The organism is Streptomyces sp. XM83C, assembly GCF_023072675.1.
Lineage (GTDB): Bacteria > Actinomycetota > Actinomycetes > Streptomycetales > Streptomycetaceae > Streptomyces > Streptomyces thermocoprophilus.
Genome location: NZ_JALLGL010000151.1, coordinates 1 through 15,561, shown reverse-complemented (window position 1 = coordinate 15,561; position 15,561 = coordinate 1). Strand labels below are relative to the sequence as shown.

15 protein-coding genes are annotated in these 15,561 nt (G+C 70.4%); 8 read left to right on the top strand and 7 right to left on the bottom strand.

The window, feature by feature from the left end; translation table 11 throughout:
• The first annotated feature begins 67 nt into the window (after nucleotides 1-67).
• The 5 genes from MTQ10_RS18050 (at nucleotide 68) to cseC (ending at nucleotide 4,532) form a co-directional block, all read left to right on the top strand.
• A complete protein-coding gene (locus MTQ10_RS18050) occupies nucleotides 68-934 on the top strand; it encodes an A/G-specific adenine glycosylase (protein WP_247469334.1) in 867 nt (288 codons plus the stop codon).
• A gap of 240 nt (nucleotides 935-1,174) precedes the next feature.
• Nucleotides 1,175-1,714, top strand: coding sequence for a SigE family RNA polymerase sigma factor (locus MTQ10_RS18045; protein WP_247469328.1), 540 nt, complete (start codon nucleotides 1,175-1,177; stop codon nucleotides 1,712-1,714).
• The gene (locus tag MTQ10_RS18040) at nucleotides 1,702-2,361 is read left to right on the top strand and encodes a hypothetical protein (protein WP_247469326.1); all 660 of its coding nucleotides are present in this window, start codon (nucleotides 1,702-1,704) and stop codon (nucleotides 2,359-2,361) included. Before MTQ10_RS18045 ends, MTQ10_RS18040 begins: the two co-directional genes overlap by 13 nt.
• A 105-nt stretch (nucleotides 2,362-2,466) precedes the next feature.
• Entirely contained in the window at nucleotides 2,467-3,171 is a 705-nt protein-coding gene (gene cseB, locus MTQ10_RS18035; protein WP_247469316.1) for a two-component system response regulator CseB, read from the top strand.
• A gap of 17 nt (nucleotides 3,172-3,188) precedes the next feature.
• Nucleotides 3,189-4,532, top strand: coding sequence for a two-component system sensor histidine kinase CseC (cseC, locus tag MTQ10_RS18030; RefSeq protein WP_247469314.1), 1,344 nt, complete (start codon nucleotides 3,189-3,191; stop codon nucleotides 4,530-4,532).
• 899 nt (nucleotides 4,533-5,431) lie between these two features.
• Here the strand turns inward: cseC and MTQ10_RS18025 are convergent.
• The gene (locus MTQ10_RS18025; protein ID WP_247469313.1) at nucleotides 5,432-7,036 is read right to left on the bottom strand and encodes an MDR family MFS transporter; all 1,605 of its coding nucleotides are present in this window, start codon (nucleotides 7,034-7,036) and stop codon (nucleotides 5,432-5,434) included.
• Between the two features lie 120 nt (nucleotides 7,037-7,156).
• Between MTQ10_RS18025 and MTQ10_RS18020 the strand changes: the two genes are divergently transcribed.
• On the top strand, nucleotides 7,157-7,747 hold the full coding sequence (locus tag MTQ10_RS18020) for a TetR/AcrR family transcriptional regulator (RefSeq protein ID WP_247469311.1): 591 nt from the start codon (nucleotides 7,157-7,159) through the stop codon (nucleotides 7,745-7,747).
• A gap of 12 nt (nucleotides 7,748-7,759) precedes the next feature.
• Here MTQ10_RS18020 and MTQ10_RS18015 read toward each other — a convergent pair whose 3' ends face one another.
• Nucleotides 7,760-8,371: a M23 family metallopeptidase gene (locus MTQ10_RS18015; RefSeq protein WP_247469310.1), complete on the bottom strand. Its 612-nt coding sequence runs from the start codon at nucleotides 8,369-8,371 to the stop codon at nucleotides 7,760-7,762.
• A gap of 447 nt (nucleotides 8,372-8,818) precedes the next feature.
• Here MTQ10_RS18015 and MTQ10_RS18010 point away from each other — a divergent pair, with 447 nt between their 5' ends.
• Nucleotides 8,819-9,523 (top strand): HAD family acid phosphatase, encoded by a 705-nt coding sequence (locus MTQ10_RS18010; protein WP_247469307.1) that lies wholly within the window; start codon nucleotides 8,819-8,821, stop codon nucleotides 9,521-9,523.
• 210 nt (nucleotides 9,524-9,733) lie between these two features.
• On the opposite strand, the gene MTQ10_RS18005 is transcribed toward MTQ10_RS18010, so the two are convergent.
• On the bottom strand, nucleotides 9,734-12,259 hold the full coding sequence (locus MTQ10_RS18005; RefSeq protein ID WP_247469305.1) for an ATP-dependent Clp protease ATP-binding subunit: 2,526 nt from the start codon (nucleotides 12,257-12,259) through the stop codon (nucleotides 9,734-9,736).
• Nucleotides 12,260-12,689: 430 nt separating this feature from the next.
• Here MTQ10_RS18005 and MTQ10_RS18000 point away from each other — a divergent pair, with 430 nt between their 5' ends.
• Entirely contained in the window at nucleotides 12,690-13,595 is a 906-nt protein-coding gene (locus tag MTQ10_RS18000; RefSeq protein WP_441351001.1) for an SCO3374 family protein, read from the top strand.
• On the opposite strand, the gene MTQ10_RS17995 is transcribed toward MTQ10_RS18000, so the two are convergent.
• The 4 genes from MTQ10_RS17995 to MTQ10_RS17980 form a co-directional block, all read right to left on the bottom strand.
• Nucleotides 13,574-13,909 carry a histone-like nucleoid-structuring protein Lsr2 gene (locus MTQ10_RS17995; RefSeq protein WP_247469303.1) on the bottom strand — a complete coding sequence of 112 codons (336 nt, stop codon included), beginning with the start codon at nucleotides 13,907-13,909 and terminating at the stop codon, nucleotides 13,574-13,576. The genes MTQ10_RS18000 and MTQ10_RS17995 overlap by 22 nt on opposite strands.
• Nucleotides 13,910-14,140: 231 nt before the next feature.
• Nucleotides 14,141-14,689 (bottom strand): amino-acid N-acetyltransferase, encoded by a 549-nt coding sequence (locus MTQ10_RS17990; protein ID WP_247469301.1) that lies wholly within the window; start codon nucleotides 14,687-14,689, stop codon nucleotides 14,141-14,143.
• A 9-nt stretch (nucleotides 14,690-14,698) separates the two neighbouring features.
• Nucleotides 14,699-15,103 (bottom strand): BlaI/MecI/CopY family transcriptional regulator, encoded by a 405-nt coding sequence (locus MTQ10_RS17985; protein ID WP_247469330.1) that lies wholly within the window; start codon nucleotides 15,101-15,103, stop codon nucleotides 14,699-14,701.
• Nucleotides 15,104-15,331: 228 nt separating this feature from the next.
• Nucleotides 15,332-15,511: a hypothetical protein gene (locus MTQ10_RS17980; RefSeq protein WP_247469299.1), complete on the bottom strand. Its 180-nt coding sequence runs from the start codon at nucleotides 15,509-15,511 to the stop codon at nucleotides 15,332-15,334.
• Nucleotides 15,512-15,561 lie beyond the last annotated feature (50 nt).

Genomic DNA, 15,561 nt, shown 5'->3' with positions numbered 1-15,561 from the left:
CCCCAGCCCTTCCCCCAGCTCCCCCGACAGCCCCGTAGCGGCCGACTCCGAGGGTGCCTCCGGGCACCTGCTGCACTCTCCCGTCATCGCGTGGTTCGACGCGCACGCGCGCGACCTGCCCTGGCGGCGCCCGGAGGCAGGCGCCTGGGGTGTGATGGTCAGCGAGTTCATGCTCCAGCAGACGCCGGTCAGCCGCGTGCTGCCCGTCTACGAGCAGTGGCTGGCCCGCTGGCCGCGCCCCGCCGACCTGGCGCGGGAGGCGCCCGGCGAGGCGGTGCGCGCCTGGGGCCGGCTCGGCTACCCGCGGCGCGCCCTGCGGCTGCACGGCGCCGCGGTCGCCATAACGGAACGGCACGGCGGCGACGTACCGACGGACCACGCTCAGCTGCTGGCGCTGCCCGGCATCGGCGAGTACACGGCCGCGGCCGTGGCGTCGTTCGCGTACGGACAGCGGCACGCCGTGCTCGACACGAACGTGCGCCGGGTGCTGGCGCGAGCGGTCACCGGTGTGCAGTACCCGCCGAACGCGACGACCGCGGCCGAGCGCCGGCTGGCCCGCGCCCTGCTGCCCGAGGACGAGCGGACCGCCGCGCGCTGGGCCGCCGCGTCGATGGAGCTCGGGGCGCTGGTGTGCACGGCGAAGAACGAGGCCTGCCACCGCTGCCCCGTCGCCGCGCAGTGCGCGTGGCGGCTCGCGGGCAAACCGGCGCACGACGGCCCGCCGCGGCGCGGTCAGACGTACGCCGGTACGGACCGGCAGGTGCGCGGCAAGCTGCTCGCGGTGCTGCGCGAGGCGCACGGGCCGGTGCCGCAGGCCGACCTGGACCGGGTGTGGCACGAGCCGGTGCAACGCGCGCGTGCGCTGGACGGCCTGGTCTCGGACGGTCTGGTGGAGCCGTTGCCGGGCGGCCTGTACCGGCTGCCGCTGACCTGACGGGCATTTCCGCCCCGACCGGCACCGACCACCCGCCCTGTTTATCCGGTTCGTCCTTCTGTTACACAACCGACGGACAGCCGATCGACAGTCGAGCGCTTCCTCGGACAGTGCCGTGACAACCCCTCCGTAGCTTCATTGGCGTGCCCGGCGGACCCGGGACGACAGACCGAAGGCAGCGCCCGGCGGCGGCAGATACGCCGGAAACGGGGAAAAGCGGGGAATCGGAGGCGGTTGATCATGGCGCAGGGAGAGGTGCTCGAGTTCGAGGAGTACGTCCGTACCCGGCAGGACGCACTGCTGCGCAGCGCCCGTCGGCTGGTCCCGGACCCGGTCGACGCCCAGGACCTGCTGCAGACCGCGCTGGTGCGGACCTACCACCGCTGGGACGGCATCGCCGACAAGCGGCTCGCGGACGCCTATCTGCGCCGGGTGATGATCAACACGCGTACGGAGTGGTGGCGGGCCCGCAAGCTGGAGGAAGTGCCGACCGAGCAGCTGCCGGACGCCAGCGTGGACGACGCCACCGAGCAGCACGCCGACCGAGCCCTGCTGATGGACATCCTCAAGGTGCTCGCCCCGAAGCAGCGCAGTGTGGTCGTGCTGCGACACTGGGAGCAGATGTCCACGGAGGAGACGGCCGCCGCCCTCGGCATGTCGGCCGGAACGGTCAAGAGCACGCTGCACCGGGCGCTCGCCCGGCTCCGCGAGGAGCTGGAGTCCCGCGACCTCGACGCACGCGCGCTGGAGCGTGAGGAGCGGGAGCGTTGCGCGGCCTGACGGACGCGGGGCCCACCCGGGCCCGTACTTTCCAGGCGGTGATCGCGGCGGTGGCCGTGCTCGCCGCCGTCGCCCTTTCGGTGACCGCGTGCGGCACCGGCGGCACGGGTGCCCGTGACGAGGGGCCCGCGCACGCCGACTCGGTGGTGAGCCCGGCAGGGGCGGCGACACCCAGCGCACCCTCGCCCACGCCCGTGCCGAAGGTGGACCCGGTGCGGCTCGTCAAGGACGACCCTCAGGTGTCGGTCGCGGTGAAGCGGGATCTGGAACCGTGCGTGGGCGACGAGTACCCGGTCGACGTGTCGTACGGCAATCTCACCGGCGGATCGGTCGACGATATCGTGGTCAACGTGCTGACCTGCGGCGACGCCGTGGGGGTGGGTTCGTACGTGTACCGCGGACAGGGCGGCGGGTACGAAAATGTGTTCAAGGCGGAGGAGTCCCCGGTCTACGCGGAGATCGACCGCGGCGATCTGACGGTGACCAAGCAGGTGTACGAGAAGGGCGATCCGGTGTCGAATCCGTCCGGGGAGACCGTCACCACCTACTCGTGGGTCGCGGGCCGGTTCGTGGAGCGGGACACCCATCGCACCCGCTACAGCAACGCCGTCGGCTCGGCCGCCGCGGGCCCGGCCGAGGACAACTGACGAATTTTCTTCCCGCTCGCGTGAACCGATCGGACCGTCGGATCCGATGAAGAGGTGAAGGCGGGAAAGCCCGACACGAGGACCACGAGGACTGAGAGCACCGGGATGGCAGACCAGACCCACGTTCTGTTCGTCGAGGACGACGACGTCATCCGCGAGGCCACCCAGCTCGCCCTGGAGCGGGACGGCTTCGCGGTCACCGCGATGCCCGACGGGCTGTCCGGGCTGGAGGCATTCCGGGCCGACCGCCCCGACATCGCCCTGCTCGACGTGATGGTGCCCGGCCTGGACGGTGTCAGCCTGTGCCGGCGCATCCGGGACGAGTCCACCGTGCCGGTGATCATGCTGTCCGCGCGGGCCGACTCCATCGACGTCGTGCTGGGCCTGGAGGCGGGCGCGGACGACTATGTGACCAAGCCGTTCGACGGGGCCGTCCTGGTCGCCCGTATCCGCGCGGTGCTGCGTCGCTTCGGGCACGCGGGCGGCGGCGACCGCGCCGACCGGCCCGGCGCCGAGGCGAACGGCGGCATCCTCACCTTCGGCGACCTCGAGATCGACACCGAGGGCATGGAAGTGCGCCGCTCCGGGCAGCCGGTCGCACTGACCCCGACCGAGATGCGGCTGCTGCTGGAGTTCTCCTCCGCGCCGGGCACGGTGCTCTCCCGCGACAAGCTCCTGGAGCGGGTGTGGGAGTACGGCTGGGGCGGGGACACGCGCGTCGTCGACGTCCATGTGCAGCGGCTGCGCGCCAAGATCGGCCAGGACCGTATCGAGACGGTCCGCGGTTTCGGCTACAAGCTCAAGGCCTGAGCGGGGCGGGCAGCGACATGCGGGGCAGATTCCGGCGCCTGGTCCCGGCCAGGGTGGAACGCGCGGACATCCGTACGGGGCTGAGGTGGAAGCTCAGCGCGGCCATCGCCCTGGTCGGCGCTCTGGTCACGGTCGTGCTCAGCCTGGTCGTGCACAACGCGGCCCGGGTGTCGATGCTCGACAACGCCCGCGATCTCGCCGACGACCGTGTGCAGATCGCCCAGCGCAACTACGAGCTGTCCGGGCGGCCCAACTTCCCGAACATCAAGATCGACGATCCTGCTCTGCCACGCGAGCTGCGGCACAAGGTGGCCGACGGACGGCGCGCGACGTACGTCACCGACCGGGGCAGCGGCGCACCGGACATCTGGGCGGCGGTGCCGGTGAAGGACGGGCATGTGCTGTCCCTGCACACCGGGTTCACCGACCGCAGCACGGACATCCTCAACGACCTCGACCAGGCGCTGGTGATCGGCTCCATCGCGGTGGTCGTCGGCGGCAGCGCGCTCGGTGTGCTGATCGGCGCCCAGCTCTCCCGCCGGCTGCGGAAGGCGGCTGCCGCCGCCAACCGGGTCGCCAAGGGGGAGACGGACGTGCGGGTGCGGGACGCCATCGGCGGGGTCGTGCGGGACGAGACCGATGATCTGGCGCGGGCGGTGGACGCGATGGCCGACGCCCTTCAGCAGCGGCTGGAGGCGGAGCGTCGGGTCACCGCGGACATCGCGCACGAGCTGCGGACGCCGGTGACCGGGCTGCTGACCGCGGCCGAGCTGCTGCCGCCGGGGCGGCCCACGGAGCTGGTGCTGGACCGGGCCAAGGCGATGCGCACCCTCGTGGAGGACGTGCTGGAGGTGGCGCGGCTCGACGGGGCCTCGGAGCGGGCGGAGTTGCAGGACATCCTGCTCGGCGAGTTCGTCACGCGGCGCGTGGCCGCGAAGGACCCGGCCGTGGAGGTGCGGGTCGTGCACGAGTCGGAGGTCACGACCGATCCGCGTCGTCTGGAGCGCGTGCTGTTCAACCTCCTGGCGAACGCGGCGCGGCACGGGAAGCCGCCGATCGAGGTCACCGTGGAGGGGCGTGTCATCCGGGTCCGCGACCACGGGCCCGGCTTCCCGGAGGACCTCCTGGCGGAGGGGCCGAGCCGGTTCCGCACCGGCAGCAGCGACCGCGCAGGGCGTGGGCACGGGCTCGGGCTGACCATCGCCGCCGGACAGGCGCGGGTGCTGGGCGCCCGCCTCACGTTCCGCAACGTCCGCCCCGTGGGCGCGCCCCCGCACATACCCTCCGAGGGCGCGGTAGCAGTCCTCTGGCTCCCCGAACATGCCCCCACGAACACGGGCAGCTACCAAATGCTCCCCTGACCCCAGGCCCCGAAGGCACCCCACCCCGGTGCCGACGGGGGTACGGGCCTGCGCCCCGGCGCAACGGGGCGCCCCAAAGCGGGTGCGGGCCCGGTCGCGGTGGGTGAGCGCGCCGGCGCTACAGGTTCACCCGGCGTGGGTGCGGGACGGGGGCGCTGCGCCACTCGGCGCTACGGAGTGCCTCCCCGGAGTGGGTACCCCCAGCGGCCTGCCCTCCCCCAAGCTCTCGGCTTCGCTCGAGCAGGGGCCCCGGCGCCCTGCGGCACGACTGCCCGCAGCCACGTGGGCACGCGCCCCGGCCCTCGCCGCGGCCGGCGTGGGCAAACCGCCCCAGCGGCACGACTGCCCACCTGCGAGCGACCGTCGGCGGGTCGCAGTCGCTGTGCGGCGGGAGGGGGCTGTCGGGGGTGCCCGCCCGCAGCGTGCGGCGAGAACGCCCTGCACGGATGCGAGAAACAGAGCGCCGCACCGGGGACGGACACCCCGGGCGCGCACCCGACCCACCCACCGGACAGGTGGCTCGACATCAGCCACCCACCCACCGCGACGGGCCGCCGCAGGCTCTCGGGGGCGCGGGGAACTGCGCGACCCCCATCGGCCCGCAGGTGAGCACGATGGCCCCGCCCGACGAGGGGCGCGGGGAACCGCGCGACCCGCCCCCGCCGGCCCGCGGTGAACAACGAACCCCAGGCACCCCAGGTAGAGGCGCAAAAACTACGCAAAAGGGCGTCACCGGCACCCGGCGACAAGAGGCGCGGGGAACTGCGCAAACCGACCCCACCGGACCGGCGGTGAACACGGACCCCGCAGACGCGGGAAGGCCCCCGGGAGGACACGTACCCCCGGGAGCCTTCCGTCGGTTCAGCGGACCGGCACTTCAAAGGTCACCCCGCGCTGAATCACACCGCCTCGGCCACCGCCGCCGCACCCGCACCGTCCGCGGAGCCTTCCGCGGAGTCGCCGGCCCCCTTCGCCGGCCCCGCCCCCTTCAGCGGGACCTCCTTCACGAAGAGCGCCGACACCAGCACGATCACGGCGACGGCGCCACCGAGCAGGAACGCGGCATGCGTGCCGGAGGACACCGCGTGCTGGTAGGCCTCCCGGACCGCCGCCGGCAGCTTCGCCAGGCTCGCCGCGTCGAGCTGCGCGGACTGCTCGGTGACCTTGGCGCCCAGTGCCCCGCCCCGCTCGGCCATGACGTCCTGGACGCGGTGGTTGAACAGCGCGCCCATGATCGCGACGCCGAAGGAGGAGCCCAGCGTGCGGAACAGGGTGGTGGAGGAGGACGCGACGCCCATGTCCTTCATCTCCACGCTGTTCTGCGCGACGAGCATGGTGATCTGCATCAGACAGCCCATGCCGGCGCCGAGGACGGCCATGTAGAGGCCTGAGGTCAGCCGCGAGGTGTCGGTGTCCATCAGGGACAGCAGGTACAGCCCGACGACCATGAGGACGCCACCGACGATCGGGAACGCCTTGTAGCGGCCGGTGTTGGTGGTGATGCGTCCGGCGACCATCGAGGTCACGAGCATCGCGCCGAGCATCGGCAGGAGCAGCAGACCGGAGTTGGTGGCGGAGGCCCCCTGTACGGCCTGCTGGTACAGCGGCAGGAACAGCGTGGCGCCGAACATCGCGAAGCCGGTGATGAAGCCGATGACGGACATCAGCGTGAAGTTGCGGCTGCGGAAGATGTGCAGCGGCACGACCGGCTCGGCGGCCTTGGTCTCCCACAGCACGAACCCGATGAGCGCGACGACGCCGATGCCGATCAGTTCCATGATCCGCGCGGACGTCCACGCGTACTCGGTGCCGCCCCAGGTGGTGACGAGCACGATCGCGGTGATGCCGACGGTCAGCAGGGCTGCGCCCAGGTAGTCGATGCGTGCCTCGGCCCGCTTCTTCGGCAGGTGCAGCACGGCGCTGATCGCGGCGAGCGCGACGACACCGAGGGGCAGGTTGATGTAGAAGGCCCAGCGCCAGCCCCAGTGGTCGGTGATGGTGCCGCCGACGAGCGGGCCGCCGATCATGGCGAGCGCCATGACGCCGGCCATCATGCCCTGGTACTTGCCGCGTTCACGGGGCGGGATCAGATCGCCGATGATCGCCATGACGCCGACCATCAGACCGCCGGCGCCCAGGCCCTGCACGGCGCGGAAGCCGATCAGCTGGCCCATGTCCTGGGCCATGCCGCTGAGCGCGGAACCGATCAGGAAGAGCACGATCGAGGACATGAACGTGCCCTTGCGGCCGTACATGTCGCCGATCTTGCCCCACAGGGGTGTGGCGGCGGCGGTGGCGAGGGTGTAGGCGGTGACGACCCACGAGAGGTGTTCGAGCCCGCCCAGCTCGCCGACGATGGTGGGCATCGCGGTGCCGACGATCATGTTGTCGAGCATCGCGAGCATCATCGTGATCATGAGTGCGAGCAGCACGACGCGGACGCTCCGGGGCTGCTTGCCCGCGTCCTGTGGTGCTGCTTCTTGTGTCGTCGGTGTGTCCGCCATCGTTCCCACTCCCCCATGAGAGGTACTTACTTGCCGCCCGGCTAGTTGTCTACACTGGAAGGTAGACGCCTAACTAGCCGGGCGTCAAGTAAGTTTTCCGGGGGCGGGGGCAGTAGGAGGATGGGCGGCACCATGGACGGCACCAACCAGCAGCGGCGCCGCGGGGACACCCGCCGGCGCATCCAGGACGTGGCGCTCGAACTCTTCGCCGAGCAGGGCTACGAGAAGACCTCCCTGCGCGAGATCGCCGAGCGCCTGGAGGTCACGAAGGCGGCCCTCTACTACCACTTCAAGACGAAGGAAGAGATCCTCGTCAGCCTCTTCGAGAGCCTCACGCAGCCGATAGAGGACCTGATCGAGTGGGGCTCCCGGCAGCCGCCCACGCTCGCCACGAAGCAGGAGATCATCCGCCGCTACAGCGAGCTCCTCACCGAGGCCGCGCCGCTCTTCCAGTTCATGCAGGAGAACCAGGCCACGGTCCGGGAGCTGCGCATCGGGGACATGTTCAAGGAGCGGATGCTGCGCCTGCGGGACACCCTCATCGACCCGGACGCCGATCTGGTCGACCAAGTCCGCTGCGTGAGCGCGCTGTTCACGCTGCACGCCGGCATGTTCGTGATGCGGGACGTCGAAGGCGACCCCGAGGACAAGCGCAAGGCCGTCCTGGAGGTCGCCACCGATCTGGTCACCCAGGCGCACCACGACGCCTGAGGCGACGGTCCGTCAGACCTTGACGCCCTTGGCGCGCAGGAAGGCGACGGGGTTGACGGCCGAGCCGTAGTTCGGGGTCGTACGGATCTCGAAGTGCAGGTGCGGGCCGCTGGAGTTGCCGGTGCTGCCGGAGAGCGCGATGTGCTGACCGGTGGCGACGACCTGGCCGATGCGCACGTCGATCCGGGACAGGTGGGCGTACTGCGAGTACGTGCCGTTGCCGTGCTTGATGACAATGGCGTTGCCGTACGCGGGGCCGTCACCGGCGCCGTTGCCGCCGGCCTTGACCACGGTGCCACCGTGGGCGGCGACGACGTTGGTGCCGGTCGGGACGGCGTAGTCCTGGCCGGAGTGGCGGTGCGACCACATGCCGCCGGCCTGGTTGAAGCTGGCGGAGAGCTTGTAGTGCTTCACCGGGGTGACCCAGCCGGCGGCCTTCTTCTTCGCGACGGCGGCGGTCTTCGCCTCGACGGCCGCGACAGCACTGGTGGCCGACGTGGCTTCGGCGGCCGACGCGCCCCCGGAGCCCAGCACGGCCGAGGCTCCCAGGCCTGCGACCAGGACGGCGGCGCGGGTGCGGAGCTGGGTCGTACGGGACTTGCGGGACGTGACGCGCTGGAACATCGAAACCTCATGGGTACGGGGACAGAGAAGAGCCACCCGACGCACGAGGCGTCCGCCGGATGGGCTCATCCTTGGTAACCCCGCCCCCCAGATTCACCCAAACGTGTGATCTACGACGGAACATAGTGGATCAGCACATAAATTCCGAGGTCTTGACAGACTCAGCACTTTGGGCAAATCACCCCAAGTCGCAGAAGGTGGCCTCGGAACCCGTGACTTGAAGTCCGTTTTGCCCCAATTCATAACGATCTTGTTTGCCACTATTCCGCGTAGTAACGGACAAATCGCCTGTGCGGCATGTCACCGGGCACCCAGGCCGGCGCATGTGTGAATGTGGCGCAGACTACTAGCCACTTACCGCCGGGTAACCCTACGGTTCCTCTCGCGCCACCCTCACCACCGACCATGCACCTGACAACGGCACGTCCGGACGGAGAGGAACCCCCCATGATCAGACGCACCTGGTGGCACCGCGCATCCCTGGCCGCCGTCTCCGCAACGGCCCTCCTGGCGCTGGCCGCCCCGGCCGACGCCGCCACCACGGCCCCGGCCGCCGCGGCCGTGAGCCGGGCCGTCACCGCCCCGGCCCCGCCGTCCTCCGCCACCGCGCGGCACGCCGCCACCACCGCCACGACGGCCTCCGCCTCCACCACGGCCGCCGTCGACTACGCGACCTGGCAGCGGGACTGCCGGGCCGTGATGGCCCAGGCGCTGCCCTACATCCAGCAGCGCGTCGCGCAGCCCCGCCCGGGCGAGAAGCAGGCGATCGTCTTCGACATCGACAACACGACTCTGGAGACCGACTTCGGCTTCAGCTTCCCGCAGCCGGCCAATCAGCCGGTCCTGGAGGTCGCCCGCTACGCCCAGGAGCACGGCGTCGCCCTGTTCTTCGTCACCGCCCGCCCCGGCATCCTCTATCTGCCCACCGAGTGGAATCTGGAGTACCGCGGCTACGAGGTCTCCGGTCTCGCCGTGCGCGGCCTGTTCGACCTGTTCAAGGACGTCGCCGAGTACAAGACGGCCGAACGCGCCGCCATCGAGGCGAAGGGCTACACGATCATCGCGAACATCGGCAACAGCGCCTCGGACCTGTCGGGCGGGCACGCCGAGCGCACGTTCAAGCTGCCGGACTACGACGGCCAGCTCTCCTGACCGGCCACCACGGCCGACTCCCCTCACCGGCCCCGACGGCCGACTCCCCCGGCCGCTCGGCCGGCCCGGCGGGCGGGCCCAGGCGCGCGGAGGAACCGCGCGCGAGCGCACGGGCCCGGCACGGCAGAACCCCGCTGACCCGCCGTACGTACGAGAAAGGGGGCCGGTGCCCGAAGGCACCGGCCCCCTCTCAGGGTTCCGTTACGACGCTCACGCGTCCTTGCTCAGATTCGGACCGGCACCGCCGGCCGCCTGCTCCACCGGGGGCAGGTCGGGCAGCGCCGACTTCTCCTCGCCGCGGAAAGTGAAGGTCTGGGACTCGCCCTCGCCCTCCGTGTCCACGACCACGATGTGACCGGGGCGCAGCTCGCCGAAGAGGATCTTCTCCGAGAGGGTGTCCTCGATCTCGCGCTGGATGGTGCGGCGCAGCGGCCGGGCGCCCAGCACGGGGTCGTAGCCCTTCTTGGAGAGCAGCTCCTTGGCGGACTGGGAGAGCTCGATGCCCATGTCCCGGTCCTTCAGGCGCTCGTCCACCTTGCTGATCATCAGGTCGACGATCCGCAGGATGTCGCCCTGGGTCAGCTGCGGGAAGACGACCACGTCGTCGACGCGGTTGAGGAACTCGGGCCGGAAGTGCTGCTTCAGCTCGTCCGAGACCTTGTTCTTCATGCGCTCGTAGTTGGTCTTCGTGTCGCCCTGGGCGGCGAAGCCCAGGTTGAAGCCCTTGGAGATGTCCCGGGTGCCGAGGTTGGTCGTCATGATGATGACCGTGTTCTTGAAGTCCACGACCCGGCCCTGGGAGTCGGTCAGGCGACCGTCCTCCAGGATCTGCAGCAGCGAGTTGAAGATGTCCGGGTGGGCCTTCTCGACCTCGTCGAAGAGGACGACCGAGAACGGCTTGCGGCGCACCTTCTCCGTCAGCTGGCCGCCCTCCTCGTAGCCCACGTAGCCGGGGGGCGAGCCGAAGAGACGGGAGACGGTGTGCTTCTCGCTGAACTCCGACATGTCGAGGGAGATCAGCGCGTCCTCGTCACCGAAGAGGAACTCGGCGAGCGCCTTGGACAGCTCGGTCTTACCGACGCCGGACGGGCCGGCGAAGATGAACGAGCCACCCGGGCGCTTCGGGTCCTTCAGACCGGCGCGCGTACGGCGGATCGCCTTGGACAGCGCCTTGACGGCGTCGTCCTGGCCGATGACCCGCTTGTGCAGCTCCTCCTCCATGCGGAGCAGTCGGCTGGACTCCTCCTCGGTCAGCTTGAAGACCGGGATGCCGGTGGCCGTGGCGAGGACCTCGGCGATCAGCTCGCCGTCGACCTCGGCGACGACGTCCATGTCGCCGGCCTTCCACTCCTTCTCCCGCTTCGCCTTGGCGGCGAGGAGCTGCTTCTCCTTGTCGCGCAGGCTGGCGGCCTTCTCGAAGTCCTGCGAGTCGATCGCGGACTCCTTGTCCCGGCGGACGGCGGCGATCTTCTCGTCGAACTCGCGCAGGTCCGGCGGGGCGGTCATCCGGCGAATACGCATCCGGGAACCGGCCTCGTCGATCAGGTCGATCGCCTTGTCCGGCAGGAAGCGGTCCGAGATGTACCGGTCGGCCAGGGTGGCGGCCTGCACCAGCGCCTCGTCGGTGATGGAGACGCGGTGGTGGGCCTCGTACCGGTCGCGCAGGCCCTTGAGGATCTCGATCGTGTGCGGCAGGGACGGCTCCGCGACCTGGATGGGCTGGAAGCGGCGCTCCAGGGCGGCGTCCTTCTCCAGATGCTTGCGGTACTCGTCGAGCGTGGTCGCACCGATGGTCTGAAGCTCACCGCGGGCCAGCATCGGCTTCAGGATGGAAGCGGCGTCGATGGCGCCCTCGGCGGCACCCGCACCGACCAGCGTGTGCAGCTCGTCGATGAACAGGATGATGTCGCCGCGGGTGCGGATCTCCTTGAGCACCTTCTTCAGGCGCTCCTCGAAGTCACCGCGGTAGCGGGAGCCGGCGACCAGGGCGCCGAGGTCCAGCGTGTAGAGGTGCTTGTCCTTCAGCGTCTCGGGCACCTCGCCCTTGACGATGGCCTGGGCGAGGCCCTCGACGACGGCGGTCTTGCCGACGCCGGGCTCACCGATCAGCACCGGGTTGTTCTTGGTACGGCGGGACAGCACCTGCATGACCCGCTCGATCTCCTTCTCGCGCCCGATGACCGGGTCGAGCTTGGACTCACGAGCGGCCTGGGTGAGGTTCCGGCCGAACTGGTCGAGGACCAGGGACGTCGAGGGGGTGCCCTCCGCAGGGCCGCCGGCGGCGGCGGTCTCCTTGCCCTGGTAACCGGAGAGCAGCTGGATCACCTGCTGCCGCACCCGGTTGAGATCAGCGCCCAGCTTGACGAGGACCTGGGCGGCGACGCCCTCGCCCTCGCGGATCAGGCCGAGCAGGATGTGCTCCGTGCCGATGTAGTTGTGGCCCAGCTGAAGCGCCTCGCGGAGCGACAGCTCCAGCACCTTCTTGGCACGGGGGGTGAAGGGGATGTGGCCGGACGGGGCCTGCTGGCCCTGGCCGATGATCTCCTCCACCTGCTGGCGGACCGCCTCGAGCGAAATCCCGAGGCTCTCAAGGGCCTTGGCGGCGACACCCTCACCCTCGTGGATCAGGCCCAGGAGGATGTGCTCGGTGCCGATGTAGTTGTGGTTGAGCATCCGGGCTTCTTCCTGAGCCAGGACGACAACCCGCCGCGCGCGGTCGGTGAACCTCTCGAACATCGTTAATCGCTCCTCAGAGCGGTCAGGCAGTGGGGGGAACTTCCCCTCCCTGTCCTTCCGCAGCTTAGTCCCGCAAGCGGGGACCGCTCATTCCAACTGCCGACACCGTCGATGGCCTCCTGACCCCGAACGCCGACATCTGCTCCAACCCGATGGTGCGAGACGATGTTCCCGCAGGCCAGGCAGTTACCCCAGTCGCCAGTACGCCGATGGCGAACGTGAGACGGCCTGCCCTGCGTGTCGCCCCCTCCCACTAGGGATGTCTTACCCGCGGGCACTGACAGTCCATGCCGTGGGCACCGCCGGGCTCCGCTACGGGCGAACAACCTTGCGCCTCCCGGCACCCCCGGACGCCCCCTTCCCGACGACTCTGCGCACGCGGACGACCACCCAGCGTAACCCGCGGGGTGTTCCGGCTGTTGCACTTGGCATGGCTGGCGCAGTCCCCCCATGGCCCTCGGTCCCCCTTCCCCGTCGCTCGCCCCGTCTCTCGCCCGACCGGACACCCGATCGATCCGCCGACCGGACGCCCGACCGGTCCCCCGGTCGATCTCCCGACCGGACGCCCGACCGGTGTCCCGAGCGCCCTGCCCGCCGTCCGTCCGAGGCGGGCGAGCGGGTCCGGCGCTGGTACGAGAACGAACTGGGGTGGCCCACGGTGCCCGGAGAGCCGGTACGACTTTCCGTCGGCGTCCGCTTCGACGTGCTGGACGTGCCGGCCGAGGCGGGCCGCGGCGCGCTCGTACGGCTGCCGCCGGGCTGCCCGGTTGCCCTGCGGGGCGACCGGATGGCCCTGCTGGTGGCGGCGGGCAGCGCGGAGGAGCTGCCGGGCCTGCTGCGGTGGCTGGAGTGGGGCGGCCTGCCGCTGGACCTGATCGCCCTGGGCGCCGGTACGTCCCTGGAGGCTCCGCCGCCGCCCGTATCGGCCCGTACGCGCGTGTGCGGCCCTCGTACGCCCGGTGCGGGCGCCGCGAGCGGTTCGGCCTGGCCCGCTGCCGGCCTCATGGGCGCACCCCGGGCACATGGTGTGCCGGGCGCGGGTGCCGTCCCGGAGGCAGGTGCGGTGCCCGACGTGGCCACGGGCCGGCGGGCGGCGTCCGGCTCCCCCGAACCGGGAACGCCCGTCGTGCACCCGGTGGGCACGTCGCAGGGGGCCGCCGTATGGCTGCGGCCCCCCGTACCGGGGCGCGAGGTCGAGGCCTCGCTGCCGTCACTGACGGCGCTGGGGCGCACCGAGGGCGCCCCCGATCTCGTACGGCTGGTGGAGACGGTGGCGACGCTGTGCCACCGCATCAGACTCCGGCGCGCGAGCGCTCAGCCGTTGGCCTTCTCGTAGGCCTCGCGAATGGACGCGGGAACTCGGCCGCGGTCGTTGACCTCGTAGCCGTTCTCCTTCGCCCATGCGCGGATCGCCGCCGTGTCCTGGTTGCCGCCGGAAGAGGCGCGCGTCTTTCCGCGCCCGCCGGAAGAGCGGCCCCCGGTACGACGGCCACCCTTCACATAGGGCTCGAGAAGGCTGCGCAGCTTGTCCGCATTGGCCGTCGTGAGATCGATCTCGTACGTCTTGCCGTCCAGTGCGAACGTCACGGTCTCGTCCGCCTCGCCGCCGTCGAGGTCGTCGACAAGAAGGACCTGAACCTTCTGTGCCACCGCATTTCCTTTCATCGATAACGTGAGGGGCCTGGGGTCCGCGGCGTCCGCCGATTCGCCGCCCCCTGTTATATGCCGTACTGCAGTACGTCGGAAAGCAAACCGCTTTTGCCGGAAAAACACAAACCCCCGGCGGAGACGGGCCCGGCACCCCGACCGGAAACATGCGCGTTTCGGACATAGGGAACCCGGGCAGGCCGGGCCCGTGAATAGCGGTCCGGCCCTTGTCGATCACAGATGCAGAAGCATCCGGCTGTTGCCCAAGGTGTTCGGTTTCACTCGTTCGAGGCCGAGGAACTCCGCGACGCCCTCGTCATAGGAACGCATCAGCTCCGCGTACACATCGGTGTCGACGGGCGTCTCACCGATCTCGACGAAGCCGTGCTTGGCGAAGAAGTCGACTTCGAAGGTCAGACAGAAAACGCGGCGAACCCCCAGCCAGCGTGCCGTCTGGAGCAGCTTCTCCAGCAGCTGGTGGCCGACGCCCGCGCCCTTCAGGCCGGGCTTCACTGCGAGAGTGCGGACTTCCGCGAGGTCTTCCCACATCACGTGGAGCGCGCCGCAGCCGACGACCTCGGCGTTGTCGTCCCGTTCCGCGACCCAGAACTCCTGGATGTCCTCGTAAAGGGTCACGGTCGCTTTGTCGAGCAGGATGCCGTCTCGGACGTACGCGTCAAGGAGTCGCCGGACGGCGGGGACATCGCTGGTACGGGCCCGGCGGACGGTGATGGCTTTAGCGGGGCCTTGGCGGCTTGCGACGGAGGGGCTCTCTGCTGACATGTGCGGACGCTATCGCCCGCCCGCCCCGGATGCCGAGCCGGGGTTCTCCTCGGCGTCTTCCCCGGCCGGTGTGCCTTCCGTCTCGGTTTCGCCGGCGCCGACGATGCGCAAGGCATCACGCAGGGCCTGCCGCTGTTCCTCGCTCATCATGCCGAAGAACGCGACGAGAGCGGCGGCGGGGTTGTCGCTCTGCGCCCAGGCGTCGTTCATCAGCGCTGCCGCGTAGGCGGCTCTGGTGGAGACGGCCTCATATCGATAGGCCCGGCCTTCGGCCTCACGCCGTACCCAGCCCTTCTGGTGGAGATTGTCCAGCACGGTCATGACCGTGGTGTACGCGATCGAGCGCTCCTGTTGCAGATCTTCCAGGACTTCCCGAACGGTGACAGGGCGGTTCCACTTCCACACCCGCGTCATGACCGCGTCTTCGAGTTCTCCCAATGGGCGAGGCACAGCTCAGCACAGTACTGGGAGAAGTCGGCATCGGCGTGCCGGACGTGCGCGTTCGACGGCGATCCACACCGAATGGAACACGAGAGAACGACAAGGGCGTACGACCATGTCGTACGCCCTGCCGAGAGCCTCGGCGCTCCCCGCTCCCCGTGCCGGCCGGTGCGGGCGCCGGTGCCGGGAGGGCAGAGGGGGTCAGGCGTCGGTGCCGGCGGAGGCCTGACGGGTGGACTCGGCGCGGGCGAGCGCCGCGTCGACCGTCGCGTCCTCCTTGGCCTTGGCGGCCCCGCCCTGGGTCTTCACGATCACCCGGATCACGGCGACGAAGAAGACGGCCATGACGACGGGCGGCACGAGCGCGGAGACGTAGTCCATGGCTCCAGAGTAGCCACGCGGGGCGGGGCATTCGCGTGCGGGGTGGGGCG